A 22,919-nucleotide genomic window follows, 5' to 3' on the forward strand; every position below is an offset into this window, starting at 1 on the left:
TGAGTTGGGGCGCAGTATGGCAGAGGGCAGGCGGTGGGGGAAGTGGGATCGGGCCTTATTCCGAGGGGTATTTTGCGAGGTATCGGGCGCAGCCGCGCAGGGCGGCGTTGTCGTCGGCGATGAGGGTCACGCGAATGGCGCGCAGGATATCTGTGTAGGGTCCGCGCGGATGGAACGTGTCGGTGAATCCCAGCGGCACAAGATACGGCGCGACGGCCCGGGCGGTGCCGCCAATGAGGTAAAGCCCCCCGGTGGCCATGTGCGACAGGCACAGGTTCGAGGCGGCGAGCCCCAGCAGTGAGACGAAGGCTTGCAGGGTCTTGCGGGGCTCCTGCGCGATGATCTCGGTCGGGGTCAGTGTCTCGCCCGTATAGAAGGCGTGCAGGCGGCTGAGGCCGGGGCCGGAGAGGGCGGTCTCGATGGGTAGGTGTGATGCCTCGCCGCGCAGGTGATCGTAGAGCGCGCGAAAGCCCGGCGCGTCGGGCAGGGTGGTGTGGCCGGATTCGGACGGCGGCACGAAGAGGTCGTCGCCCACGCGGTGCGCGACCGCGATGTTGCAGCCGGTTCCCAGCCCAAGCACCATGCGCGGACCTTCGGGATCGGGCGTGCCGGGGATCAGCGGCGTGAGGCTGTCCGCGTCCAGATCGTCGAGCGCATAGGCCTGCGCCTGAAGGTCGTTCATCAGGTGCACTTGGTCGGCGCCGGTGGCGCGGGCCAGCGCGTCGGCCTCGATGTGCCAGGCGTGATTGGTGAGCTGCGCCGCGCCGCGCCGCACCGGCCCGGCGACCCCCGCGCAAATCGCACTGACCGCGCCGGGGCGCATCGCATGCAGATAGGCGGCCAGCAGGTCGGCGAGGCTGGTATGATCGGCATTGGCAAAGCTGTGGGCGGTGTCGGGCAACAGGCCCGCCCCAGTCGCCAGCCCGACGCGGCAGGAGGTGCCGCCCAGATCGACCAGAAGGCGCATCACGCCTGCCAATTGCGCGCCAGCGCGCGGGCGGCATTGGCAAAGAGCAGGACGTCGATGCCGACGCCCAGCATCTGCGCACCCCAGTCGCGGTAGGTGCGCGTCGTCTGCGCGTCGATCCCAAGGATGCCGGGCGCCTTGCCCGCCGCGCGAATGCGGGCCAGCGCGTCCTGCATGGCGGCGCGCACCTCGGGGTGGTTCGCGTCGCCGCGATATCCCATGTCGTTGGCCAGGTCCGACGGCCCGATAAAGGCCGCGTCGACGCCGTCGACCGCGCAGATCGCATCGAGATTGTCCAGCGCGGCCACGCTTTCGATCTGGACCACGAGGCACATCTGGTCATTGGCCGTGGCAATATAGTCGGGCACCGCGCCAAAGCCCGAGGCCCGCCCCAGCGCCGCGCCGGAGCCGCGCACGCCCTCGGGCGGGTAGCGCATGGCGCGCACGATCCGCTCGGCGTCGGCCGCGGTGTCGACCATCGGCGCCAGCAGCGTCTGTGCGCCCGCGTCCAGCACCTGCTTGATGATCCAGTCCTCGGCCACGGGCACGCGCACGATGGCCTCGCTGCTGGAGGCTTGCAGGATGCCGATCTGGGCCGACAGGGTCTGGAGCGTGTTGGGCGCATGTTCGCCGTCGAGGATCAGCCAGTCGAACCCGGCCGTGCCAAGAATCTCGGTGGCATAGGCGTCGGCGAACCCGGCCCAGCAGCCGACAAGGGGCTGGCCGGCGGCAAGGGCGGTCTTGAAACGGTTGACGGGGGCGGACATGGGCGGGCCTCGTGTGTCTTGGTGTCGAGGGCCAGTTAAACGCGGCGATGGGGAGACGTCCAGCGACGCAGGGCGGGAACCGTCGGTGCGGGTTGCGCGTTGTCCGCGTGAAACCACCCCGAAGGTGACACACGCAATGACATTCACCGAAGCCGTAGACCGCACCGCGCGGCACAGATCGACCGGGCGGACCAAACGCGAACCGGGCCGCATCGGGCTGACGGTTCTCGGGATTGTCATGCTGGTGGGCGGGATGCTGGCGTTTTTCAACCCGTTTGCCGCATCGCTGACCGTCACCGCCGTCGCGGGTGCCGCGTTCCTGCTGGCCGGTCTGACGCAGCTTTGGCTGGCCTTCAGTGATCACGGCGACGCGCTGGGCGGCCGGGTGATCGGAGGGCTGATCGGGCTGGCCTTCGTGCTTTTCGCGGTATCGCTTTTGCTGAACCCGGTTGCCGGGCTGATTACGCTGACGCTGGCGGTCGCGGGGCTGTTTGCCGTGCTGGGACTGTTGCGTCTGGTCTATGCCGTCCGGATGCGCCCGCGGCACGGCTGGGGCTGGATCGCCGGGGCCGGGCTGATGTCGCTGGCGCTGGCCGGGATGATCGTGCTGGGCCTGCCGGGCGCCGCCGCCGACGTGCTTGGATTGTTCCTCGGCGTCGACCTGACGCTGTCGGGGATCGCGACGCTGGCGCTGGCGTGGCACAAGCCCAAGGCATCCGGCCAGGACGCTTCATAAACGGTAGACTTTCCCAACGTGCAGAGGGGCGCGTTCCATCCGAGGCGCGCCCGATTTCTGCGCGAATGGTCGATGCGCGCACTGATTTCCGGAACGCTTTGCGATGGACAGGATCGTGGCGCTGTGATTCCGTGGCCAGATGACGGACAGGCGCATTCCCATTCGCATTGCGGCCATGCTGGGCCTTGCCACGCTGGTGGTGCTGCTTCTGATGGGGCGCAATCCGACATGCCCCTGTGGCTGGGTGGACCTGTGGGGCACCGTGGGCACCAGCGAGGGCAGCCAGCAGGTGTTCGACTGGTACTGGCCCAGCCACCTGTTGCACGGGTTCCTGTTCTACGCGCTTTTGTGGCTGGTGGCGCGCCGGGTCGATCTGGGCTGGCGGCTGGTGATCGCGACGGCGGTGGAATGCGCGTGGGAGATCGTGGAGAACACCAACGCGGTGATCGAGCGCTACCGCGAGGTGACGATCTCGCTGGATTATTACGGCGACAGCGTGCTGAACTCGGCCTCGGATATCGTGGCGATGTGGCTTGGCTTCTGGCTGGCGCGGCGGTTGCCGGTCTGGGCCAGCGTGGCCGTGGTGGTGGGGTTCGAGCTGCTGACGCTGTGGGTCATCCAGGATAACCTGACGCTGAACGTGGTGATGCTGCTATACCCCGTCGAGGCGATTGCCGACTGGCAGGCGGGCGGCTGAGGCCGCTTAGTCGTCGTCGCGCCGGTCCTTGCCGCGCCGCGTGCCGCGGCCGATGCCGATGAAGGATATCACGACAATGGCGACAAGAAGGAGGACGACAAGGCCCATGCGGTGCGACTCCGGCGAATGTTTCCATTGTCAGGCCTACAATTTGCGGCGCGGGGTCACAAGGCGCACCCCGTCCCGGGCTTGACCCGGGACCTCCTGCGGCGGGAGATCCCGGGTCAAGTCCGGGATGGGAGCGAGAAAATACCGGCGAGCGGCGTCATCGTCACGGGGCGGGCGGGGTACGAAAAACGCCCCCGCAAATCTTGCGGAGGCGTTCGGAATGCAAGAGATAGCGAAGGGCGTCAGATCGCCAGGTTGGGAATGATCTGCTTCTTGCGGCTCACCACGCCGGGCAGGACCACGGTATCGCCCGACACGGACGCGCCAAAGCTTTTCTCGGCCACGCCTTTCACCAGGTCGTTGGGCACCAGCAGGGTCGCTTCCTCGTTCAGGATGTCCACGACGAAGAGCAGTACCTGGTCGACGTCGTCTTCCTTGGCTACATCGGCCATGGAGGCCATCAGGCTGTCCTTGCGCTCCAGCACCGAGGCGGGCGCGGTGGTTTCCAGAACCGAGACGCGGAACTTGGTGCCGCCGACCTCGTATTCCTTGCTGTCCATGCGGAGGAGTTCGGCGTCAGAGAATGCCGAGACGTCGGACTTGGCCGCGAACATCTCGGCGGCGTAATCCGAAATGCTGACGCCGAGGCCGCTGGCCAGTTTCTCGGCCGTGGCGCGATCATGGTCGGTGGTGGTGGGGCTGCGGAATTCCAGCGTGTCAGACAAGATGCAGGTCAGGGCCGCGCCCTTGGCCCAGTCGGGCATCTTTTCGGCGTCCTCGCCCATCAGGTCGATCATGATCGTGGCGGTGCAGGCCAGCGGGCGCACGGTGATGTCGATCGGACCGGCGGTTTCCAGCCCGCCCACCAGCTTGTGGTGGTCGATGATGCCCTGCACGTCGGCGCCGTTGATGTTGGTCGGCAGCTCGGCGGGGTTGTTGGTGTCCACCACGATGCAGGGCTGGCCGTCATCCACGTTGGAGATGATGCGCGGCTTGGGCAGGTCCCACTTTTCCAGCATGAAGGCGGCCTCGGTGTTGGGCTCGCCCAGAAGGACGGCCTCGGCGTCGCCGCCTTTCACTTCGTTCAGGTACCACGCCCAGAGGATGGGCGAGCCGGTGCTGTCGGTGTCGGGGGATTTATGGCCAAATACGAGCGTGGTCATCGGATATGTCGTCCTCGGGGCTGAAATGAGTTTGTTCGCGCGCCTTATAGGGCTGTGCGAAGGGCTTGTCACCCATGCAACCTGCGGCCAAATTGCCGGGATGCATGATGCCCGCGAAACCCTGTTATACGCCCCGGTCAAGACCTGGCTGGAGGCGCTGGGCTATGCCGTGAAATCCGAGGTCGGGCCGGCGGACGTGGTGGGCCTGCGCGCGGATGCCGAGCCGGTGGTGGTGGAGCTGAAGACCGGGTTTTCGTTGACCCTTCTGCAACAGGCGGTGGCGCGGCAGGCGGTGACCGAGCAGGTCTACGTGGCCGTGCCGCGCTGGAAGGGCAAGGCGGGGTGGCGCGCGTTCAAGGGCAACATCGGCCTTTGCAAGCGGCTGGGGCTGGGCGTGTTGAGCGTCGCGCTGGACGAGGGCACGGTGCAGGTGCACTGCGATCCCGCGCCGTTCCAGCCGCGCCGGTCCAAGGTCAAGCGCGCGCGGCTGTTGAAGGAGTTCAACGCCCGGCGGGGCGATCCGAACGAGGGCGGCACACGCGGTCAGATCGAAACGTCCTACAAGCAGGATGTGCGGGCCTGCGTGGCCTACCTGTCCGAGCATGGGCCGTCCTCTGGCGCGGTGATCGCCAGGGCCACCGGCGTGGCGCGGGCGACGCGGATCATGGCGGATAATCATTCCGGCTGGTTCTACCGGGTCGAGCGCGGGGTCTATGCCCTGAGCGACACCGGCATGGCGTTCGGTGAAAGCGAGACCGATGCGTGATGCGCTCCGCGCGGCGCTGATGGCGCCGGTGCTGGTGCCACAGGTGGCCTGGGTCGTGCTGCGGACGGCACACCTGCCCGAGGCGGCGGGCCCGCGCGACGGCGTGGCGGGCGCAGGCCCGGACCTGCGGTTGCTGATCGTCGGCGACAGTTCCGGCGCGGGCGTGGGCGTCGAGACGCAGGAGGACGCGCTGGCCGGGCGACTTGTGGCGCATCTTGCGCCGCATTTCCGCGTGCACTGGCGGCTGGAGGCGCGGGGCGGCGCGACCACGGCAACCGCCTTGGCCGATCTGGCGCAGATGCCGGAGCAGCCCTTCGACGTGGCGGTGATCGCGCTGGGCGTGAATGACGCCAAGAACGGGATGCGCCGGGTGCGGTGGCGGCGCAACTACCGCGACCTCGCGGCCCGTCTGCAAGAGCGGTTCGGCGTGACCCGGATCGTCGCCTCGGGCGTGCCGCCGCTGGGGGTGTTCCCGCTGCTGCCGCGCCCCTTGCGCGGGGTTCTCGGGCGGCGCGCGGCGGCCTTGGATGGCGAGCTACGCAACCTTGTGGCGCAAAACCCCGCGCTGCGCTACGTTTCGATGGATTTCCCGATGGACCGGGGCCTGATGGCCGCAGACGGGTTTCATCCTGCCGCCCCGCTTTATGACATGTGGGCGGGCCGGGTGGCGGAGCGGATCAGGGAGGGCTGAGCGCCATGTTGTGTCGGATCGGTGAGGTGGAGGTGTGGCGCATCCTGGAGATCGACGCGCCGTTTCTTGTACCCGAAGAGATGTTCCCGGGCGCCGGCCCGGATGTGGGCCGCATCATCGCCGAAAAAGTGCCGGGCGGGCTGTGCCCCCGGACGGGCCGCGTGATGCTGCCGATCCAGGGCTTTCTGCTGAAGACGCCCGATCACGTGATCCTCGTCGATACTTGTGTCGGCAACCACAAGACCGCGCCGAGCTTTCCGGACTGGCACCAGCGCGACACGCCGCGTTTTCTCGATGCGCTTAGCGGGGCAGGCGTGGGCGTGGAGGATATCGACTACGTGCTGTGCACCCATCTGCACGTGGATCACATCGGCTGGAACACGCGGCTGCTGGACGGGCGCTGGGTGCCGACGTTCCCCAACGCGCGCTACCTGCTGCCGAAGGCGGACGAGGCGTTCTATGCCGAGAAGGCGAAGGGCATGTATGACGAGAGCCTCCTGCCGGTGATCGAGGCCGGGCAGGCGGAACTGGTCGAGGGCGCGCACGGGATCGGTGATCATGTGACGCTGATGCCGACGCCGGGGCATACCGGGGGGCATGTGTCGGTCGTGGTGCGCTGTGGCGAAGCCGAGGCGATGATTACGGGGGATGCCATCCACAGCGCGGCGCAATGCTGGCACCCCGAGTGGCACTTTACCTTCGATCAGGACGCCGAGCGGGCCGTGCTGTCGCGCCGGGCGTTGTTGGAGCATGCGGTGGATCGGGATGCGCGGGTGCTGGGCACGCATTTCCGGCTGCCGTCGCTGGGCCGGGCGCGTGTCGAGGGGGATGCGTTCGCGTTTCTGGAGGACATGTAGGGTGCGCCATCGCCGCCCCCCTCGGTGGGGGTCGTCGATGGCGCGGCGGCCTACGGCCTTGATTCCGCGCGCAAATGTGTCACGGGTGAGACGTATGCGTTTCCGGAGATTGCGTAGGGTGCGTTTTCAACGCACCACGCGCCCATGCCAGGTGTCCAGCCCGGGAAAGGTGCGTTGAAAACGCACCTTACGCAAACGCCGCCTCTAGCGCGATGTCCACCATGTCGCCGAAGCTGGCCTCGCGGTCTTCGCTGGGCAGGGCCTCGCCGGTTTGCAGATGGTCGGACACGGTCAGCACCGACAGCGTCCGCGCGCCGTGCCGTGCGGCCAGCGTGTACATCTCGGCGGTCTCCATTTCGACGGCGAGGATGCCGTGGCGGGTCATCTGCTCGTTGAGGTCGGGCCGCTCGTCATAGAACGTGTCGGACGAATAGATCCCCCCCACATGATGCGGCACGCCCCGCGCCTCGGTCGCGGCAACGGCGGCCCGCAACAGGCCCCAATCGGCGCAGGGGGCATAATTCAGTTCGCGGAAGATGGTCGAGGAGGGCGTGCCGACGCTGCTGGCGGTCATGGCGATTATCACGTCGCGCAGGCCCACATGCGGCTGCATCGCGCCGGTGGAGCCGATGCGGATCAGCGTCCTTGCCCCAAAGTCGCGCAAAAGCTCGTTGGCATAGATCGACAGGCTCGCCATGCCCATCCCGCTGCCGTGGATCGTCACCGGATGCCCGCGCCACGTGCCGGTAAAGCCCAGCATCCCGCGCACCGCGTTGACCTGGCGCGGCGCATCGAGGAACCGCTCGGCGGCCCACTTGGCGCGCATCGGGTCGCCGGGCATCAGGACGGTTTCGGCAATGTCGCCGGGTGCGGCGCCGATATGGATTGTCATGGGGCTCCCCTCTGTTGCTCGATCGCGTTACGGTAACGTCTGGACCCGCTGCTGCAAGAGAGGACACACGCCGATGCGGATCATTGCGCTACTGGCCCTGCTGGGGACGGCGCCCGCCGCCGCGCCCGCGCAGAGCGCGGACGAGATCGGCGTCGCAAGGCATGTTCTGTCGCAGGCGCAGGCCCGGTCGGTGGCCGAGAACCGGGAATATTGCGGCTATATCGGCTATACCGCCTCGGGCCAGCTGGCCACGACGCGGCCCCGGCGCGGGTACCTGAACTATTGCCAGCCCAGTTGGCCCGAGAGGTTGCGCGTTGTGGCGTCCTGGCACACGCACGGGGCGTATGACGAGGACGCCTGGTCCGAGGTGCCCACCGTCAACGACCTCCGCGCTGACAAGGGCGAAGGCATCAACGGCTATGTCGGCACGCCCGCCGGGCGGCTGTGGTTTCTCGACACGCGCCGCATGGAGGTGCGTCAGGTCTGTGGTCCGGGCTGCATCCCGGCCGATCCGCGCCACGTGATGGGAGCGGAAGGGCCGATCGCGCGATCCTATACCCTGCGCGCGTTGATGCGGCGCGAGGCGGCGCAGTTTCCCTGAACGGAACGCCTCCTATCAGCGGGTATACTTGATGAACGGCGTCAGCTGGCCGATCCGGTCGTAAAGCTGCCGTGCCCGGCTGTTGAAATCCTGCGTCATCCAGTAGACCGAAGGTGTGCCGTTGGCATCGGCGGCGGCATAGACCGCCTCGATCAGCTTTCGGCCCACGCCGGTGCCGCGCACCGATGGATCGGCGTAGAGGTCCTGTAGATAGCAGGTCTTCTCGACCCGCCAGTTATGCGGGTGAAAGATGTAGTGCACCAACCCCACCGGCGTCTCGCCGTCGAGCGCCAGCAGGCCGTTCTGGTCGGTCACCTCGGGGGCGCAGATCCGGGCGAAGGTGGTCTGGTAGACCTCCTCGCTGACGCTGCTTTCGTAGAACTCCAGGTAGGCGGTCCAGAGTCTGCGCCAGTCGGCTTCGTCCTGGGGGGCGATGGGGCGGATGGAAAGGGTCATGCGGCGTGTCCTTCTGGCGCATTCGGCAGTCTGTCGCGTCTGTCCTGCCGATTCCAGCGTTTTTTCGCCGAACGGATTGCAAGACGGCAGGGGACTGGCCATGTGTCACTCAACCGCAAACCAAGACAATCCCGTCGAGGAGACCATAATGATTTCACGTATCGCAATCGCCACCGCATCCGCACTGGCGCTGGGCACTGCCGGCTTCGCACAGGAAGCCACGCAAGACACCCAGACCGAAGGCGCGGCCACCGAGACGACCAAGCAGGAGCCGACCAAGTCGCTGGCAAAGATCGAGCCGGCCGAAGGCATCAGCAACGATACGCTGAGCGACGAGAAAGTCGCGTCCTTCGTGCAGGCGCTGGCGGCGGTCAACACCGTGGCCCAGCACTTCGTGCCCCGGATCGAGGCCGAGTCGGATGGCGAGAAGCGCGCCGAGCTGATGGCCTATGCCAACGACTCGATCGTCAACTCGATCGAAGTGATTGCCGACATCACCCCGGCAGAGTTCAAGGCGATCGACATCGCGGCGCAGGAAGATCAGGAACTCAACGACCGGATCATGGCCCAGCTCAAGACCGCCGCTGCTGAAGGCAAGGCGGCGCAGGAAAACGCGGACGATGCCGGTGCCGTGGCCGAAGGCGCCGAGGGTGCTGCCGATACCGAAGAAGAGACCACCGAGTAAGCGCGCCGGTCATCCGGCACGCCGCATGCGTTCCGGGGTCGCGCTCAATCCCTCCGCGGACGACCCCGGGACGCGTCAGAACAGTCCGTTATCGTTGGCTGACTGGCCGGTGATGACCTGCAGGACATCCCAGTGTTCGACGATCTTGCCGTTCTCGTCGAAGCGGAAAATGTCCATCCCCGCGTAATCGTCGCTGCCCGGCCATGTCTGGTGGCAATGCAGCACCACCAGGTCGGCCTCCGCCACGGCGCGGACAAAGCGCACCTGCTTGCCCGGATAGTCCCGTGCCATGCGTTCGAAATAGTCGACAAAGGCGTCCTTGCCGTCGGCGACATGCGGATTGTGCTGTATATAGACGTCGCCCGCAAAACGCGCGATGGCGTCGCGCGGGCGGCATTGATTGAACATCAGATCGTAAAAGGCCATCGCGTTGGCCTTGTTGCGATCCGTCTGATCGGTCATTCCGCCGCGACGGCCTTGGGATCGGCCAGCGTGACGATATCCATCATGATCGTGTTCAGCTCGAAATCCTTCGGCGTATAGACCCGCGCCACGCCCATCTCCAGCAGGCGCTTGGCGTCCTCTTCGGGGATGATTCCGCCGACGATCAGCGGCACGTGACCCAGCCCCGCCTCGCGCATCCGATTCAGCAGGTCCTCGACCAGCGGCATGTGGCTGCCCGACAGGATCGACAGGCCGATCACGTGCGCCTCGTCGTCCAGCGCGGCGGTGACGATTTCCTCGGGCGTCAGGCGGATCCCCTCATACGCGATATCCATGCCGCAGTCGCGGGCGCGGAAGGCGATCTGCTCGGCGCCGTTGGAATGCCCGTCAAGGCCCGGCTTGCCCATCAGGAATTTCAGGCGGCGGCCCAGCTTGTCGCTGACCGCATCGACCGCGTCGCGGATGTCGTCAAGGCCCTCGGTGCGGTTCGACGGGCTGCCGGACACGCCGGTCGGGCCGCGATACTGGCCATGGATCTGGCGCATCTGTTCGGCCCATTCGCCTGTCGTGACACCCGCCTTGGCCGCAGCGATGGAGGCGGGCATGATGTTCTCGTTCTTCGAGGCGGCCTCTCGCAGGGCCGCCAGCGCGGTTTTCACCGCGTCGTCATCGCGTTCCTCGCGCCAAGCGTTCAGGCGGTCGATCTGTTCGGCCTCGGTCGCCGGGTCGACGCGCATGATGCCGCCATCCTCGGATTGCAGCGGGCTCGGCTCGGAGGTGGTGAACTTGTTGACGCCCACCACGGTCGTCTCGCCCGCCTCGATCCGGCCAAGTCGGTCAGCGTTGCTGTCGACCAGCCGCGCCTTCATGTGTTCGATCGCCCCGATGGCGCCGCCCATGCTGTCCAGCGTCTCAAGCTCTTGCCGGGCGCTTTCCTTCAACTGCTCGACGCGGGCGTCGACGGCGGGGTTGCCTTCGAACAGGTCCTCGTATTCCAGAAGGTCCGTCTCGTAGGCCAGGATCTGCTGCATCCGCATCGACCATTGCTGATCCCATGGGCGGGGCAGACCAAGCGCCTCGTTCCACGCGGGCAGCTGCACCGCGCGGGCGCGGGCCTTTTTCGACAGCGTCACCGCCAGCATTTCGATCAGGATACGGTAGACGTTGTTTTCCGGCTGCTGCTCGGTCAGGCCCAGCGAGTTGACCTGAACGCCATAGCGGAAGCGGCGGAACTTGGGGTTCTCGACGCCATAGCGGGTTTGCAGGATCTCGTCCCACAGGTCGACGAAGGCACGCATCTTGCACATCTCGGTGACGAAGCGGATGCCCGCGTTGACGAAAAAGCTGATGCGCCCCGCCAGCGCCGGGAAATCCTCTTCGGGCACGCGCGGTTTCAACTCGTCCAGCACGGCACAGGCGGTGGCCAGCGCAAAGGCCAGCTCCTGCTGCGGTGTCGCGCCGGCCTCCTGCAGGTGATAGGAACACACGTTCATCGGGTTCCACTTGGGGATATGGGTGTAGCAGTATTCGGCCACGTCCCCGATCATCTTGAGGCTGGGCTTGGGCGGGCAGATATAGGTGCCGCGGCTGAGGTATTCCTTGATCAGGTCGTTCTGCACCGTGCCTTGCAGGGCGCTGACATCCGCGCCCTGTTCCTCGGCCACGGCGATATAGAGCGCCAGAAGCCACGGCGCGGTGGCGTTGATCGTCATCGAAGTGTTCATCTGATCCAGCGGGATCTGGTCGAAAAGCGTGCGCATGTCGCCCAGGTGACAGACCGGCACGCCAACCTTGCCGACCTCGCCCTTGCTGAGGACGTGATCGCTGTCATAGCCCGTCTGGGTGGGCAGGTCGAACGCCACGCTGAGGCCCGTCTGCCCCTTGGCGAGGTTGCCGCGATAGAGCGCGTTCGAGGCCTTGGCGGTGGAGTGGCCGGCATAGGTGCGGATCAACCACGGACGATCCTTGGGGGTGTCATTCTGCATCTGCGACATCAGGCGGCCTCTTGAATCGGTTTGCGCAACTTTCTTTCAACAGGGGCAAACTATTCGGAATTATGTGACGCTGTCAATTCGCTGCGTTGCGGCAATTCGGGGCGGGAAGGGTTTCCATGACCAAATCGCCGTACCTTTTCGAGTATTCAACGGTGTCGGTCATCTTATACCGCGCGGAATCAAGGCCGAAGGCCGCCGCGCGATCGGCCGCTGACCGAAAGGCGATTGCTGCAATCGCCGAAAGGGGGGCCGCCCGGACGGGCTGGCGATTGGGTGACGTTCGCGCTTCGGTCGGAGGTTAGTCGGACGCGGCAACCATAAAGTGCCATGAACCAACGATGGTTCGCCAGCCCGCGGTCTGGCGATCGCGCGGCTTGCGGCGTTTTCCTTTGTACCCCCTCACGCGGGCTGGCATGGTGCGCTGGATGACGCAAACGGTTGAACTTCCCATCTGGCTGCTGGTGCTGATCCTGCTGTTTGCGGCGGTCACCTTTGCCTCGCATTTCCTGTTCCCCTCGGTGCGCTGGTTTTTCCGCCGCCGGATGGAGCGGGTGGTGAACCGCCTGAACCAGCGGCTGGAACGCAAGATCGAGCCGTTCAAGCTGGCGCGCCGCTATGACATGATCCAGCGGCTGATCTACGACCCCGAGGTCAGCAAGGCCATCGCCGAACACGCGCACGAAAACGGCATCCCCGAGAACGTCGCCTTCGAGAAGGCCAAGCGCTACGCGCGGGAGATCGTGCCCAGCTTTTCCGCGACCGCCTATTTCGGCATCGCGATCCGGCTGGCCAAGTTCTTGAGCACGGCGCTTTACCGCGTGCGCATGGGCCGGTTCGACGAAGAGGGGATCGGCAAGATCAACCCCGACGCCACCGTGATCTTCGTGATGAACCATCGGTCGAACATGGATTACGTGCTGGTCACATGGCTGGCCGCCGAGCAGTCGGCGCTCAGCTATGCCGTGGGCGAGTGGGCGCGGGTCTGGCCGCTCAGCCGGCTCATTCGGACGATGGGCGCCTATTTCATCCGGCGCCGGTCGCTCAATGCGCTCTATCGCCGGGTACTGGCGCGCTATGTCGGAATGGCCACCGATGGCGGGGTGACTCAGGCGGTCTTCCCCGAGGGCGGGCTGAGCCTTGACGGGGCGCTGGCCAGGCCCAAGCTTGGCATCCTGAAATACATCATCGAGGAGCGCGAGCCGGACGGGCGCGACGTGGTCTTCGTGCCGGTCGCCGTGAATTATGACCGGGTGTTCGAGGACCGCATCCTGGTGGCCGCGAACAAGGCGGGCAAGCGCCGCTTTGGCGCGCGGATCAGCGTGGTGGGGGGCTTCGTTCTGAAGCAGTTCTGGCTGTGGATCACGCGGCGCTATCACCGTCACGGCTATGCCGCGGTCAGTTTCGGCGCGCCGGTGTCCCTGTCGGCGTTTCAGCGCGAACATCCCGATGCCCCGGTCGAAACCCTGGGCGAGCGCCTGATGGCGCGGATCGGGGAAGAGGTGCCGGTGCTGCCGGTGCCGATGGTCGCCCACGCCCTGCTGGAGGCCGGAACGCCGCTGCCCGAGGCGGAGCTGAAAGAGGTGCTGGCCAAGATGACCGACAGCCTGGGCCAGGCGCATATTCACATCCCGCGCGAGGATCTTGGCTATTCGCTCGAGGCGGGGCTGCGCATCCTGCGCAAGAGGGGGCTCGTCCGCGACACCGCGCAGGGTATCGAGATCGTCCCCGAAGAGTGCGACCTGCTGGTCTATTACGCCAATTCCATCCGACAGTTTTTCGCAGATGCGGCGCAAAAACCCTGATCTTTCTGCACCTGCTGGGTTATAAAATTTCAAAAATACACAAGTCGGCATTGCATTGTTGCGCGATGAAAGTTATTTCAGTGCGGACAGGCGCGATTCTGCATCGCGGCAAACGCATATGAAGGAGGCCCCGATGGCTCTGGACACCGAAACCGGAATTGCGCCCTACGACGCGCCCGAGAAAGACCTCTACGAGATCGGCGAACTGCCGCCCCTGGGGTACGTGCCCAAGCAGATGTACGCCTGGGCCATTCGGCGAGAGCGGCATGGCGAGCCCGACAAGTCCTTCCAGGTCGAGGTGGTGGACACGCCGACGCTGGACAGCAACGAGGTGCTGGTGCTGGTGATGGCCGCGGGCGTGAACTACAACGGCATCTGGGCCGGCCTGGGCGAGCCGATCAGCCCCTTTGACGGGCATGGCGCGGATTACCACATCGCCGGCTCCGACGCCTCGGGTGTCGTGTGGGCCGTGGGCGACAAGGTAAAGAACTGGAAAGTGGGCGACGAGGTCGTAATCCACTGCAACCAGGACGACGGCAACGACATCCACTGCAACGGCGGCGACCCGATGTTCTCGCCCACGCAGCGGATCTGGGGCTACGAGACGCCCGACGGCTCCTTCGCGCAGTTCACCAACGTGCAGGCGCAACAGCTGATGCCGCGCCCCAAGCACCTCAGCTGGGAGGAAAGCGCCTGCTACACGCTGACGCTGGCCACCGCCTACCGGATGCTGTTCGGCCACCACCCGCACGAGCTGAAGCCCGGTCAGAACGTGCTTGTCTGGGGCGCTTCGGGGGGCCTGGGGTCCTTCGCGATCCAGTTGGCCAACACCGTGGGCGCCAACGCGATCGGCGTGATCTCGGATGAGGACAAGCGCGATTTCGTCATGTCGCTGGGGGCCAAGGGCGTCATCAACCGCAAGGATTTCAATTGCTGGGGCGAACTGCCCAAGGTGAACAGCCCCGAATACAAGGAATGGTTTACCGAGGCGCGCAAGTTCGGCAAGGCGATCTGGGACATCACCGGCAAGGGCAACAATGTCGACGTGGTGTTCGAGCACCCCGGCCAGGCGACCTTTCCGGTCTCGACCCTGGTCTGCAAGAAGGGCGGCATGGTCGTGATCTGCGCCGGCACGACCGGGTTCAACTGTACGTTCGACGTGCGGTACATGTGGATGCACCAGAAGCGCCTGCAGGGCAGCCACTTTGCCCACCTGCAACAGGCCTCGTCGGCCAACCAGCTGGTGGTCGAGCGCCGTATCGACCCCTGCATGTCCGAGGTCTTCCCCTGGGACGAGATCCCGGGCGCGCACATGAAGATGCTGCGCAACGAGCACAAGCCGGGCAACATGGCGGTGCTGGTGCAATCCCCGCGGACGGGTCTGCGCACGGTCGAGGACGTGCTGGACGCCGGCAAGAAAGGTTAACGATTTCTCCCTGACGGGCCGGTTCGGCCCGCATCTGGCCTGCGAATCGGTGCCCCGGTTCGCAGGCTTTTTTCTGCCCCGGAAGCGGAGTTAACGATTCCAGGCGCTTGAAGATCGTGACCTCGCTACATTCGGGGAGGGAAAAAGCGCGAATTCGGCGAAAAAGTTCAACATGCTAAGGTTGAGTTAACCTTTCGTTAACTACTCCCGAAGGAGGCTATTATGCAGAACGAGTGGATACTGGATGTCCTGGCGGATCTCAGAACCTTCGCTCGGCAAAATGGCCTTGGGGTTCTTGCCGAACAGATCGACGACACGAGACTCGTCGCGGCGGCGGAACTGACGTCGAAGGGGACGTCGCCGCGGGAGGGAATGACTGGGTATGAACGTGCAACCGCCACGGCGGCTCGAACCGATTCTCGAAGATCTTGAACATGCCCGCGAACCGGCGGACCTTCAGCAAGTCGCCATGCGCCTGCGCGATCACTTCCGGATCGATCATCTTGTCTATCACTGGGTCAGCGCCGCGGGCGACCAGTATGGGTGCGGCACTTATGATCCGGCCTGGGTCGAGCGCTATGTCGAAAAGGATTACCTGCGCGTCGATCCGGTCATAAAGGGCTGTTACCAGCGGTTTCACCCCGTCGAGTGGAAGCGGCTGGACTGGTCCGGCAAGCCCGCGCAGGCTTTCCTCAAGGAAGCGCAGGATCACGGCCTGGGCAACCAGGGCTACTCGATCCCGTTGCGGGGACCGAACGGGCAATTCGCGCTCTTCACCGTGAACCACCGATGTGACGACGACGCCTGGGCGGAATTCACCGAGGCGCATCGTCGGGAGTTGATCCTGTGCGCGCATACCTTCAACCAGAAGGCGCTGGAATTCGAGCCTGACCGCGCGCCCGCGCCCGCCCGCCAGCTTTCCCCGCGCGAGGTCGATGCGCTGACGCTGCTGGCGCTGGGCTATGGCCGGGCGCAGGTGGCCGACACGCTGTCGATTTCCGAACACACGCTGCGGGTCTATATCGAATCCGCGCGGTTCAAGCTGGGGGCGATCAACACGGTTCACGCGGTCGCCCGCGCCATCAGCCAGGGTTTGATCGTGATCTGACCTTGCCGGTGTGCGCAACGCGCGGTGCTCCTACAGGCGTTTAAAGATTTGGCGAGAATTTTCCTCTTGTCGTACTGACAGAGGGGAATTCGACCATGCTACGCTATGTTTACGCCGACCAACTTCACCGTTTCACCAAGCTGGCCGACGGTATGTTCCGCGACCGGGCCGACCAGTTCAAGACCCGGCTCGGCTGGGACGTGGCGGTCGATGACAAGGGGTTGGAGCGGGATCAATATGACGACCTCAACCCGCTCTACGTGATCTGGGAAGGGTCTGACGGGCGCCACAAGGGCTCGATGCGGTTCCTGCCCACCACCGGGCGGACGATGATCAACGAGCATTTCACCGATATCCTTGGCGGCAGTACGATCCAAAGCCCGCATATCTGGGAATGCACGCGGTTCTGCCTGGCGCGCGGCGCCGAAAGCCGGGTCGCCGCTGCGCTGATGCTGGGCGGCGGCGAGTTGATGCGCCACTTCGGGGTGCAGCATTTCGCCGGCGTGTTCGACGCGCGGATGGTGCGGATCTATCGCACGATCGGCTCGTCGCCCGAGGTGCTGGGCAGCATGGGCGCAGGCCGCGACCGGATCAGCGTGGGCCTGTGGGAGTTCACCGACGCCGCCCGCGCCCAAGTGGCCCGCCGCGCCGGTGTCACCCCGCAACTGAGCGAGCAATGGTTCCGCCGCAGCTTCGGTGACGAGCGCCAGCCTTTCGCACAATCGGCCTGAGCGGGGCGCACCGGAATTTTCGAAAATTCCGGGCCGGAAAATTGCAATTTTCCGATCCGATTTCTTGCAAGAAATCGGCTCCCGCGCTGGTGCAGGCCAAGGCGCGGCTGTAGGGTCGCGCCATGTCCCAGACCGCGCTTACATACTCTGACGACCAGGCCGAGGCCCATGACCGCATCGCCGCCGCGCTGCGCGAGGCTGGCGTGGACCTTGACGAGGGGATGCTGACCCCGCCGCGCGAAGGAAAGTCCGGCGTGATGGCCGTTGTCGGCAAGGCCGGGTCGGGCAAGACTCTGCTGCTGGCCGCACTCTACCGCGCTCTGGAAGAGGCCGGCGTCGACGTGGTGTCGGGCGACTGGGAAGGCCGCCGCCGCAAGGATCGGCGCACGCTGGCTATCCTTGCCCCCACCAACAAGGCCGCCAGCGTATTGCGAATACGCGGCGTGCCCGCCACCACCATTCACCGCATCCTTTATACCCCCGTCTACGACCCCGAATACGAGCGCATCGCCGAGTGGCTGGCCGGCAACGGCGAGAAGCCCGAGATCGAGGGCCTGACCGAGGAGGCGCTGGAACGTGCGCGGCTGTTCTATGGCACGCACAAGTCCATCCCCGGCGCGCTGGCCGCCGCGGGGCTGCGCGGCAGTGATTTCATCACCGGCTGGAAGCGCCGCGAGGAGCCTTTGGATATAGGCTTCATCGACGAGGCCTCGATGCTGGATGAAAAGCAGTACGAGGACCTGCAGGAGATCTTTCCGACGCTGCTGCTTTTCGGCGATCCCGCGCAGCTTGCCCCCGTGAACCAGTCCGGCTCGATGGTCTTCGACGGGCTGCCCGCGCCCGCCAAGCTGACGCTGAACCGCATCCACCGGCAGGACGCCGACAACCCGATCCTCGACCTGGCGCACGCCTTGGGCGACCCCAAGGTCGGGTTTCAGGATTTCGAGCGGCTGGTCGAACAGAAGGCGGCGCAGGACGACCGCGTGCAATGGGCGCAAAGGGTCGAGGTGGACCTGATGGCGCGCTCGCCCGTCCTTGTCTGGCGCAACGCCACCCGCATCCGCCTGATCAACGCCTTCCGCGCCGTGCATGGCGCGCCCGAGACCGAGTTGCTGGAAGGGGAACCGCTCATTTGCGACGGGCTGGAACTGCCGCTCAAGCACCGCAAGAAACGGCTGGACCTCGAGGCGCGGGGCCTGATCAAGGGAGCGCAGGTGATCTATCTGGGCGCGGGCCGCAAGCCGGGCTTTTCCCGGCTGCACGTCATGGGCGCCGAGGACCCGCGCGTCAGTGCCGCCAGCATCGTCAAGATCGAGAAGCCGGACGAGGAAGAGCCCTTCATCCCCTTCGCCGCCCGCATGGGCGCCACGTTTCTGCATGGCGCGGCGGTGACGATCCACAAGGCGCAGGGCAGCCAATGGCCCGACGTGCAGGTCTTTGCCCCCGACATCTACGCCGCCGCCCGCATGGGCCGCACCGAGGCGGGGCAGCCCTTGTGGAAACGGCTGGCCTACGTCGCCATCACCCGCGCGGAGGAGCGTCTGCACTGGGTGGTGCGCAACCGGCTGTCGAAACCCACCGGCGCCCTGCGCATCGACGACCTGCGGGCGGCGCCCGCGCCGCTGGAACTGGAAATGGAGGCAGAGACAGAGCTATGAAATCCATCCTGATCACCGGCGCCAGCTCCGGCATTGGCCGTGCGACGGCGGAGGCGTTCCTCGACGCCGGGTGGCGCGTGGGGCTGGTGGCCCGCCGCGCCGACCGGCTGAACGAACTGGCGCAGGGGCGCGAGGCGGTGGTTCTGCCAGCAGACGTGATCGATGCGCAGGCCATGGAACGCGCCTTCGAGGCATTTCTGGGAGAGGCAGGGCGTCTGGATGCGGTGTTCAACAACGCCGGCACGTTCGGCCCCTCGACAACGCCGGACGCGGTGACCGTCGAAGAGTTCGACGAGGTCATCGCCGTCAACCTGCGCGGCATGTTCATCACGGCAAGGCTGGCCTTTGCAGCGATGCGCGCGCAGGACCCGCAGGGCGGGCGGATCATCAACAACGGCTCGCTGTCGGCTTATGTGCCGCGGCCCGGTTCGATCTGCTACACCACGTCCAAGCATGCGATCACCGGCATGACCCGCTCACTGTCGCTGGATGGCCGGCCCTTCGATATCGCCTGCGGGCAGATCGACATCGGTAATGCCGAAAGCGAGCTCGTGGCCGGGCTGAAACAGGCCAACCCCGAAATGCACACGATGGACGTGGACAACGCGGCGCGGTCGGTGTTGCACATGGCCGAGATGCCGCCCGAGGCGAACGTGCAGTTCATGACGGTGATGGCGACGAAGATGCCCTACATCGGCCGGGGTTAGGGGGCCACCTTGTTGATCGAGGGCCTATCGCCCCGCGAGATCCCGGATCGGGTTCGGGATGACATGGTTCTTGCAGTTCGACGCCGCGCGTCCGGCCTTTCCCGTGCGCCGTCATCCTCGGGCCGGACCCGAGGATCTCTCGCCCCCCAAGACCCCGGCTCACCTCCGGGATGACAGCGGCACCGCACAGCCGTCACACCCCGCCCCGTCACAAATTCCTTGCCTCGCCACCCTTTTACCGCAACTCTGGTGGCATGACATTCCAACCCACCTCTCCGTTCCCGCCGCAAGGCAGCGCGCAACAGGTGGCCTTCCACCGCACCGAGCTTGCCGCGATCCTGTCGGTCTATGGCCGCATGGTGGCTGCGGGCGAATGGCGCGACTACGGGATTTCCAGCCTGCGCGACGTGGCGATCTTCTCGGTCTTTCGGCGCACCGCCGAAAACCCGCTCTACCGGATCGAGAAACGCCCCAAGCTGCGCGCACGGCAGGGGCAGTACGCGGTGATCGGCATGGACGGGCAGGTGCTGAAACGCGGCCATGATCTGCGCACGGTCTTGCGCGTGCTGGAACGCAAGCTTATCCGCGCGGTGGATTGAGCTTACAGGACACCCCATGACGACCCTGCCCGATTTCCGGCTGGAAACCCATTTCGCCAAGTGGGAGTTCAAGGCCCGGCACCACATGACCGCCTCGGACGCCGAGAGCATGTCCCTTCCAGAGCTTCTGGCCATGGCCAGCCCCGAAGACCGGGACGGTTTCGAGCAGATGTGGCTGGGCTATACCGAGACCTACGGCGCGCCCGACCTGCGCGCGGCCATCGCGGCGACCTATGCGGGGCGGTCCGCCGACGAAGTGCTCTGTTTTGCGGGGGCCAGCGAAGGCATTTTCGCGGCCAACAATGTGCTGCTGGACAAGGACAGTCACGCCATCGTGGTGACGCCCAACTACCAGTCGCACGAAAGCCTCCCCCTGGCGATCTGCGAAGCGACGGGCGTGCCGCTCGACCCCGACGACAACTGGTCGCTGGATATCGACCGGGTGCGCGACGCGATCCGCCCCAATACCCGCCTGCTGACGATCAACTTTCCGCATAATCCCACGGGCGCAATCCTGCCGCATGACCGGTACGAAGCACTGATTGAGCTTTGCCGCCACCACGGCATCTGGATTTTGCATGACGAGATCTTCAACGGTCTTGGCCCCTCGGATGCCGAACACCTGCCGTTCATCGCAGATGTCTACGAACGCGGGCTGTCGCTGGGCGTGATGTCGAAATCCTATGGCCTGCCGGGGCTGCGGGTGGGGTGGATCGCGTGCCAGGACCGCGACGTGCTGTCCAAGATGGAGCGGATGAAGCACTACCTGTCGATCTGCAATTCCGGCCCCAGCGAGCGGCTGGCGCTGATCGCCTTGAAGAACCGCGCGAAAATCCTGGCGCGCAACTGCGCCATCGTGGACGAGAACCTGCCGAAATGGGATGCCTTCTTTGCCCGTCATCCCGACCTCTTCGAGTGGCAGCGGCCCGATGGTGCCTGCATGGGCTTTCCGCGGTATCTGGGTGCCGACGGGGTCGAGGAATTCGCCCGCAAGCTGGTGGAAGAGGCGGGCGTTCTGCTGTTGCCCAGCACGATCTACCGCTCCGACCTTGGGTCGACGCCCACCGACCGCTTCCGGCTTGGGTTCGGGCGGCGCGGGCTGGACGCCGGGCTGGCGGCGATGGAGGCGCACCTGGCGCGCACCGGCTGATCGGCGCCCCACAAAGTTCGTACGAATTTTGTGGGGCCTACCGCAAATCGTACACCAGGCGTGGCAGCATCCGGTCCGGCATCGCCTCGGACGGGGCGTTGCCTGCCGCGCGGCAGCCCATGGCGGAAAAGAACGGCACCGCGCCGGGATCCGACTCGATGATCATTTCCGTGGCCCCCATGTCGCGGGCCTTTTGGACCGCCCATGTGAACAGCCGCCGCCCCGTGCCCTTACCCATATGCGCGGGGTCGACGAAGAGCTTTTGCAGGTAACAGCCTTCTCGCCTGTTCGAAACCTGTACCATGCCCAGAAGTGTTCCACCCTCGACCTCGGTGATCGTCGAAGTGCCCTGCAAATCCGCCGCGGTCAGCGTCAGGACGGGAACGCAGGCGGCGAGGAACTCCGAGTCATACCCCCAATAGGCCTTGGACCGCAGACAAAGCACCGTCAGGTCGTCGAGGTCTCGCGAGGAAGGGCGGCGCAATTCAAGCATGATGCAGTATATACCAAAAACGGGCGGGAACCATCCCGCCCGTTCATCAAAGTCATGCCCAACCGGCTCACTCGTATTGCGGACCCAGCGCCGTCAGGCCCTTGAGGATGTCGATGGCATAGGCCAGCTGGTAGTCTTCCTCGCGCAGCTTGGCGGCTTCCTCGGCCTTCTCGCGGTCTTCCTCGATCTGGCGGATCTCGTCCTCGCTCAGGCTGTCATTGTCCAGCCGGCCGCGCAAATCGGCCTCGGAGCGGTCGAAGCGGTTGGCCGCGCCATCCTCTTCTTCCTCTTCGGTCTCCTCGGCACGGCGGGGCTGTTCCACCACGATGTCCGGACTGACGCCGAGCGCTTGGATCGAGCGGCCCGACGGCGTGTAGTACCGCGCCGTGGTCAGGCGCATCGCGCCGTCGCCGCGCAGGGGCATCACGGTCTGAACCGAGCCCTTGCCGAAGCTCTTGGTGCCGACGACGATGGCGCGGCGATGGTCCTGCAGCGCGCCGGCAACGATTTCCGACGCCGAGGCCGAACCGCCGTTGATCAGCACCACGATGGGCTTGCCCTCGGCCAGATCGCCCGGTTTGGCATTGAACCGCTCGCCATCCTCGGGCGCGCGGCCACGGGTGCTGACGATCTCGCCCTTCTCCAGGAACGCGTCCGATACCTGGATCGCCTGGTTCAGCAGGCCGCCGGGGTTGTTGCGCAGGTCCAGAACGATGCCGCTGATATTGTCGATGCCGCCGGCTTCCTCGATCTGTTCGGCCAGCCCGCTTTCAAGGTTGCGGAAGGTCTGATCGTTGAAGGTGGTGACCCGCAGAACGACGCTCTGCTGCTCGGTCCGCACCCGCACGGCGGTCAGCTTGATCGTGTCGCGCACGATGGACACGTCGAACGGTTCCGCCTCGCCCTCGCGCACCACGGTAATCACGATCTCGCTGCCCACCGGGCCGCGCATCATTTCCACGGCTTCGTCCAGGGTCAGGCCCAGCACGCTTTCGCTGTCCACATGCGTGATGAAATCGCCGGCCTCGATACCGGCGGTTTCCGCCGGGGTGCCGTCGATGGGTGACACCACCTTCACGAATCCGTCTTCCTGGGTCACCTCGATGCCAAGCCCGCCGAACTCGCCGCGGGTCTGGACGCGCATGTCGGCGGCATCATCGGGGCTGAGGTAGCTGGAATGCGGGTCGAGCGAGGTCAGCATGCCGTTGATGGCCGCCTCGATCAGCTCGCTTTCGTCCACTTCCTCGACATATTGCGAGCGGATGCGCTCGAAAATATCGCCAAAGAGATCAAGCTGTTCGTAGACATTCGTGGTCTTGGCCGCTTCCTGCGCCAGCAGGGGTGCCGCGACTTGCGTCGTCACCACGGCGCCGGTCAGGCTGCCGACGAGGGCGGCGATCAGAAACTTCTTCATCGGGTTG

Annotated in this window: 24 protein-coding genes; 15 read left to right on the forward strand and 9 right to left on the reverse strand. The window is 65.6% G+C overall.

Annotation, left to right across the window (positions count from 1 at the left end; genetic code table 11):
- Window positions 1-55 precede the first annotated feature (55 nt).
- Window positions 56-967 carry a glucokinase gene (locus PVV74_RS15375; RefSeq protein ID WP_274593818.1) on the reverse strand — a complete coding sequence of 304 codons (912 nt, stop codon included), beginning with the start codon at window positions 965-967 and terminating at the stop codon, window positions 56-58.
- Window positions 967-1,734, reverse strand: coding sequence for an HpcH/HpaI aldolase family protein (locus PVV74_RS15380; RefSeq protein ID WP_274593819.1), 768 nt, complete (start codon window positions 1,732-1,734; stop codon window positions 967-969). The genes PVV74_RS15375 and PVV74_RS15380 overlap by 1 nt, the downstream gene beginning before the upstream one ends.
- A gap of 136 nt (window positions 1,735-1,870) precedes the next feature.
- On the opposite strand from PVV74_RS15380, the gene PVV74_RS15385 reads away from it, so the two are divergent.
- Together PVV74_RS15385 and PVV74_RS15390 are read left to right on the forward strand one after the other, a co-directional pair.
- Entirely contained in the window at window positions 1,871-2,470 is a 600-nt protein-coding gene (locus tag PVV74_RS15385; protein ID WP_274593820.1) for an HdeD family acid-resistance protein, read from the forward strand.
- Window positions 2,471-2,609: 139 nt separating this feature from the next.
- Window positions 2,610-3,167: a DUF2585 family protein gene (locus PVV74_RS15390; protein ID WP_274593821.1), complete on the forward strand. Its 558-nt coding sequence runs from the start codon at window positions 2,610-2,612 to the stop codon at window positions 3,165-3,167.
- Between the two features lie 350 nt (window positions 3,168-3,517).
- Here PVV74_RS15390 and PVV74_RS15395 read toward each other — a convergent pair whose 3' ends face one another.
- Window positions 3,518-4,438, reverse strand: coding sequence for a manganese-dependent inorganic pyrophosphatase (locus PVV74_RS15395; RefSeq protein WP_274593822.1), 921 nt, complete (start codon window positions 4,436-4,438; stop codon window positions 3,518-3,520).
- Window positions 4,439-4,463: 25 nt separating this feature from the next.
- On the opposite strand from PVV74_RS15395, the gene PVV74_RS15400 reads away from it, so the two are divergent.
- From PVV74_RS15400 to PVV74_RS15410, 3 genes are read left to right on the forward strand one after another with little or no spacing between them, the layout of a single operon-like run.
- Window positions 4,464-5,204, forward strand: a complete 741-nt coding sequence (locus tag PVV74_RS15400) for a DUF2161 domain-containing phosphodiesterase (RefSeq protein ID WP_338020429.1) — start codon at window positions 4,464-4,466, stop codon at window positions 5,202-5,204.
- On the forward strand, window positions 5,197-5,895 hold the full coding sequence (locus tag PVV74_RS15405) for an SGNH/GDSL hydrolase family protein (protein WP_274593823.1): 699 nt from the start codon (window positions 5,197-5,199) through the stop codon (window positions 5,893-5,895). Before PVV74_RS15400 ends, PVV74_RS15405 begins: the two co-directional genes overlap by 8 nt.
- Window positions 5,896-5,900: 5 nt before the next feature.
- The gene (locus tag PVV74_RS15410) at window positions 5,901-6,752 is read left to right on the forward strand and encodes an MBL fold metallo-hydrolase (protein WP_274593824.1); all 852 of its coding nucleotides are present in this window, start codon (window positions 5,901-5,903) and stop codon (window positions 6,750-6,752) included.
- 187 nt (window positions 6,753-6,939) lie between these two features.
- Here the strand turns inward: PVV74_RS15410 and deoD are convergent, their stop codons facing one another.
- The gene (gene deoD, locus PVV74_RS15415) at window positions 6,940-7,644 is read right to left on the reverse strand and encodes a purine-nucleoside phosphorylase (RefSeq protein WP_274593825.1); all 705 of its coding nucleotides are present in this window, start codon (window positions 7,642-7,644) and stop codon (window positions 6,940-6,942) included.
- A 73-nt stretch (window positions 7,645-7,717) separates the two neighbouring features.
- Between deoD and PVV74_RS15420 the strand changes: the two genes are divergently transcribed.
- Window positions 7,718-8,245 carry a DUF4329 domain-containing protein gene (locus tag PVV74_RS15420; protein ID WP_274593826.1) on the forward strand — a complete coding sequence of 176 codons (528 nt, stop codon included), beginning with the start codon at window positions 7,718-7,720 and terminating at the stop codon, window positions 8,243-8,245.
- A gap of 15 nt (window positions 8,246-8,260) precedes the next feature.
- Here the strand turns inward: PVV74_RS15420 and PVV74_RS15425 are convergent, their stop codons facing one another.
- Window positions 8,261-8,701, reverse strand: coding sequence for a GNAT family N-acetyltransferase (locus tag PVV74_RS15425; RefSeq protein ID WP_274593827.1), 441 nt, complete (start codon window positions 8,699-8,701; stop codon window positions 8,261-8,263).
- A gap of 148 nt (window positions 8,702-8,849) precedes the next feature.
- Between PVV74_RS15425 and PVV74_RS15430 the strand changes: the two genes are divergently transcribed.
- Window positions 8,850-9,386: a DUF4168 domain-containing protein gene (locus tag PVV74_RS15430; RefSeq protein WP_274593828.1), complete on the forward strand. Its 537-nt coding sequence runs from the start codon at window positions 8,850-8,852 to the stop codon at window positions 9,384-9,386.
- Window positions 9,387-9,461: 75 nt separating this feature from the next.
- Here PVV74_RS15430 and PVV74_RS15435 read toward each other — a convergent pair whose 3' ends face one another.
- Together PVV74_RS15435 and PVV74_RS15440 are read right to left on the reverse strand one after the other, a co-directional pair.
- On the reverse strand, window positions 9,462-9,848 hold the full coding sequence (locus tag PVV74_RS15435; RefSeq protein WP_274593829.1) for a nuclear transport factor 2 family protein: 387 nt from the start codon (window positions 9,846-9,848) through the stop codon (window positions 9,462-9,464).
- Window positions 9,845-11,824, reverse strand: coding sequence for a protein meaA (locus tag PVV74_RS15440; RefSeq protein WP_274593830.1), 1,980 nt, complete (start codon window positions 11,822-11,824; stop codon window positions 9,845-9,847). Before PVV74_RS15440 ends, PVV74_RS15435 begins: the two co-directional genes overlap by 4 nt.
- A 425-nt stretch (window positions 11,825-12,249) precedes the next feature.
- Between PVV74_RS15440 and PVV74_RS15445 the strand changes: the two genes are divergently transcribed.
- The 8 genes from PVV74_RS15445 to PVV74_RS15480 all read left to right on the forward strand — a co-directional run bounded on the left by PVV74_RS15445 (window position 12,250) and on the right by PVV74_RS15480 (window position 21,005).
- Complete coding sequence (locus tag PVV74_RS15445; RefSeq protein ID WP_274593831.1) at window positions 12,250-13,626, forward strand: 1-acyl-sn-glycerol-3-phosphate acyltransferase; 1,377 nt, start codon at window positions 12,250-12,252, stop codon at window positions 13,624-13,626.
- A gap of 133 nt (window positions 13,627-13,759) precedes the next feature.
- Window positions 13,760-15,052: a crotonyl-CoA carboxylase/reductase gene (ccrA, locus tag PVV74_RS15450; RefSeq protein ID WP_103763881.1), complete on the forward strand. Its 1,293-nt coding sequence runs from the start codon at window positions 13,760-13,762 to the stop codon at window positions 15,050-15,052.
- Window positions 15,053-15,434: 382 nt separating this feature from the next.
- A complete protein-coding gene (locus PVV74_RS15455; RefSeq protein ID WP_103763785.1) occupies window positions 15,435-16,160 on the forward strand; it encodes a helix-turn-helix transcriptional regulator in 726 nt (241 codons plus the stop codon).
- 95 nt (window positions 16,161-16,255) lie between these two features.
- A complete protein-coding gene (locus tag PVV74_RS15460) occupies window positions 16,256-16,891 on the forward strand; it encodes an acyl-homoserine-lactone synthase (protein WP_103763784.1) in 636 nt (211 codons plus the stop codon).
- A 122-nt stretch (window positions 16,892-17,013) separates the two neighbouring features.
- Window positions 17,014-18,549, forward strand: coding sequence for an AAA family ATPase (locus tag PVV74_RS15465; RefSeq protein ID WP_274593832.1), 1,536 nt, complete (start codon window positions 17,014-17,016; stop codon window positions 18,547-18,549).
- Window positions 18,546-19,256, forward strand: a complete 711-nt coding sequence (locus PVV74_RS15470) for an SDR family oxidoreductase (protein WP_274593833.1) — start codon at window positions 18,546-18,548, stop codon at window positions 19,254-19,256. Before PVV74_RS15465 ends, PVV74_RS15470 begins: the two co-directional genes overlap by 4 nt.
- A gap of 254 nt (window positions 19,257-19,510) precedes the next feature.
- The gene (locus PVV74_RS15475; RefSeq protein WP_103763781.1) at window positions 19,511-19,855 is read left to right on the forward strand and encodes a DUF2794 domain-containing protein; all 345 of its coding nucleotides are present in this window, start codon (window positions 19,511-19,513) and stop codon (window positions 19,853-19,855) included.
- A 16-nt stretch (window positions 19,856-19,871) separates the two neighbouring features.
- Window positions 19,872-21,005 (forward strand): pyridoxal phosphate-dependent aminotransferase, encoded by a 1,134-nt coding sequence (locus PVV74_RS15480; RefSeq protein WP_274593834.1) that lies wholly within the window; start codon window positions 19,872-19,874, stop codon window positions 21,003-21,005.
- Window positions 21,006-21,042: 37 nt separating this feature from the next.
- Here PVV74_RS15480 and PVV74_RS15485 read toward each other — a convergent pair whose 3' ends face one another.
- Together PVV74_RS15485 and PVV74_RS15490 are read right to left on the reverse strand one after the other, a co-directional pair.
- Window positions 21,043-21,498: a GNAT family N-acetyltransferase gene (locus tag PVV74_RS15485; RefSeq protein ID WP_274593835.1), complete on the reverse strand. Its 456-nt coding sequence runs from the start codon at window positions 21,496-21,498 to the stop codon at window positions 21,043-21,045.
- Between the two features lie 67 nt (window positions 21,499-21,565).
- Window positions 21,566-22,912, reverse strand: a complete 1,347-nt coding sequence (locus tag PVV74_RS15490; RefSeq protein WP_274593836.1) for a S41 family peptidase — start codon at window positions 22,910-22,912, stop codon at window positions 21,566-21,568.
- Window positions 22,913-22,919: the final 7 nt, after the last annotated feature.

This window comes from Roseovarius sp. SK2, assembly GCF_028807495.1.
GTDB classification, from domain to species: Bacteria; Pseudomonadota; Alphaproteobacteria; order Rhodobacterales; family Rhodobacteraceae; genus Roseovarius; species Roseovarius confluentis.

What these genes read in the sequence shown, in the direction of transcription:
- PVV74_RS15375 (WP_274593818.1), bottom strand. Translation starts at nt 967, where the DNA reads ATGCGCCTTCTGGTCGATCTGGGCGGCACCTCCTGCCGCGTCGGGCTG.
- PVV74_RS15380 (WP_274593819.1), bottom strand. Translation starts at nt 1,734, where the DNA reads ATGTCCGCCCCCGTCAACCGTTTCAAGACCGCCCTTGCCGCCGGCCAG.
- PVV74_RS15385 (WP_274593820.1), top strand. Translation starts at nt 1,871, where the DNA reads ATGACATTCACCGAAGCCGTAGACCGCACCGCGCGGCACAGATCGACC.
- PVV74_RS15390 (WP_274593821.1), top strand. Translation starts at nt 2,610, where the DNA reads ATGACGGACAGGCGCATTCCCATTCGCATTGCGGCCATGCTGGGCCTT.
- PVV74_RS15395 (WP_274593822.1), bottom strand. Translation starts at nt 4,438, where the DNA reads ATGACCACGCTCGTATTTGGCCATAAATCCCCCGACACCGACAGCACC.
- PVV74_RS15400 (WP_338020429.1), top strand. Translation starts at nt 4,464, where the DNA reads ATGAGTTTGTTCGCGCGCCTTATAGGGCTGTGCGAAGGGCTTGTCACC.
- PVV74_RS15405 (WP_274593823.1), top strand. Translation starts at nt 5,197, where the DNA reads ATGCGTGATGCGCTCCGCGCGGCGCTGATGGCGCCGGTGCTGGTGCCA.
- PVV74_RS15410 (WP_274593824.1), top strand. Translation starts at nt 5,901, where the DNA reads ATGTTGTGTCGGATCGGTGAGGTGGAGGTGTGGCGCATCCTGGAGATC.
- deoD (WP_274593825.1), bottom strand. Translation starts at nt 7,644, where the DNA reads ATGACAATCCATATCGGCGCCGCACCCGGCGACATTGCCGAAACCGTC.
- PVV74_RS15420 (WP_274593826.1), top strand. Translation starts at nt 7,718, where the DNA reads ATGCGGATCATTGCGCTACTGGCCCTGCTGGGGACGGCGCCCGCCGCC.
- PVV74_RS15425 (WP_274593827.1), bottom strand. Translation starts at nt 8,701, where the DNA reads ATGACCCTTTCCATCCGCCCCATCGCCCCCCAGGACGAAGCCGACTGG.
- PVV74_RS15430 (WP_274593828.1), top strand. Translation starts at nt 8,850, where the DNA reads ATGATTTCACGTATCGCAATCGCCACCGCATCCGCACTGGCGCTGGGC.
- PVV74_RS15435 (WP_274593829.1), bottom strand. Translation starts at nt 9,848, where the DNA reads ATGACCGATCAGACGGATCGCAACAAGGCCAACGCGATGGCCTTTTAC.
- PVV74_RS15440 (WP_274593830.1), bottom strand. Translation starts at nt 11,824, where the DNA reads ATGTCGCAGATGCAGAATGACACCCCCAAGGATCGTCCGTGGTTGATC.
- PVV74_RS15445 (WP_274593831.1), top strand. Translation starts at nt 12,250, where the DNA reads ATGACGCAAACGGTTGAACTTCCCATCTGGCTGCTGGTGCTGATCCTG.
- ccrA (WP_103763881.1), top strand. Translation starts at nt 13,760, where the DNA reads ATGGCTCTGGACACCGAAACCGGAATTGCGCCCTACGACGCGCCCGAG.
- PVV74_RS15455 (WP_103763785.1), top strand. Translation starts at nt 15,435, where the DNA reads ATGAACGTGCAACCGCCACGGCGGCTCGAACCGATTCTCGAAGATCTT.
- PVV74_RS15460 (WP_103763784.1), top strand. Translation starts at nt 16,256, where the DNA reads ATGCTACGCTATGTTTACGCCGACCAACTTCACCGTTTCACCAAGCTG.
- PVV74_RS15465 (WP_274593832.1), top strand. Translation starts at nt 17,014, where the DNA reads ATGTCCCAGACCGCGCTTACATACTCTGACGACCAGGCCGAGGCCCAT.
- PVV74_RS15470 (WP_274593833.1), top strand. Translation starts at nt 18,546, where the DNA reads ATGAAATCCATCCTGATCACCGGCGCCAGCTCCGGCATTGGCCGTGCG.
- PVV74_RS15475 (WP_103763781.1), top strand. Translation starts at nt 19,511, where the DNA reads ATGACATTCCAACCCACCTCTCCGTTCCCGCCGCAAGGCAGCGCGCAA.
- PVV74_RS15480 (WP_274593834.1), top strand. Translation starts at nt 19,872, where the DNA reads ATGACGACCCTGCCCGATTTCCGGCTGGAAACCCATTTCGCCAAGTGG.
- PVV74_RS15485 (WP_274593835.1), bottom strand. Translation starts at nt 21,498, where the DNA reads ATGCTTGAATTGCGCCGCCCTTCCTCGCGAGACCTCGACGACCTGACG.
- PVV74_RS15490 (WP_274593836.1), bottom strand. Translation starts at nt 22,912, where the DNA reads ATGAAGAAGTTTCTGATCGCCGCCCTCGTCGGCAGCCTGACCGGCGCC.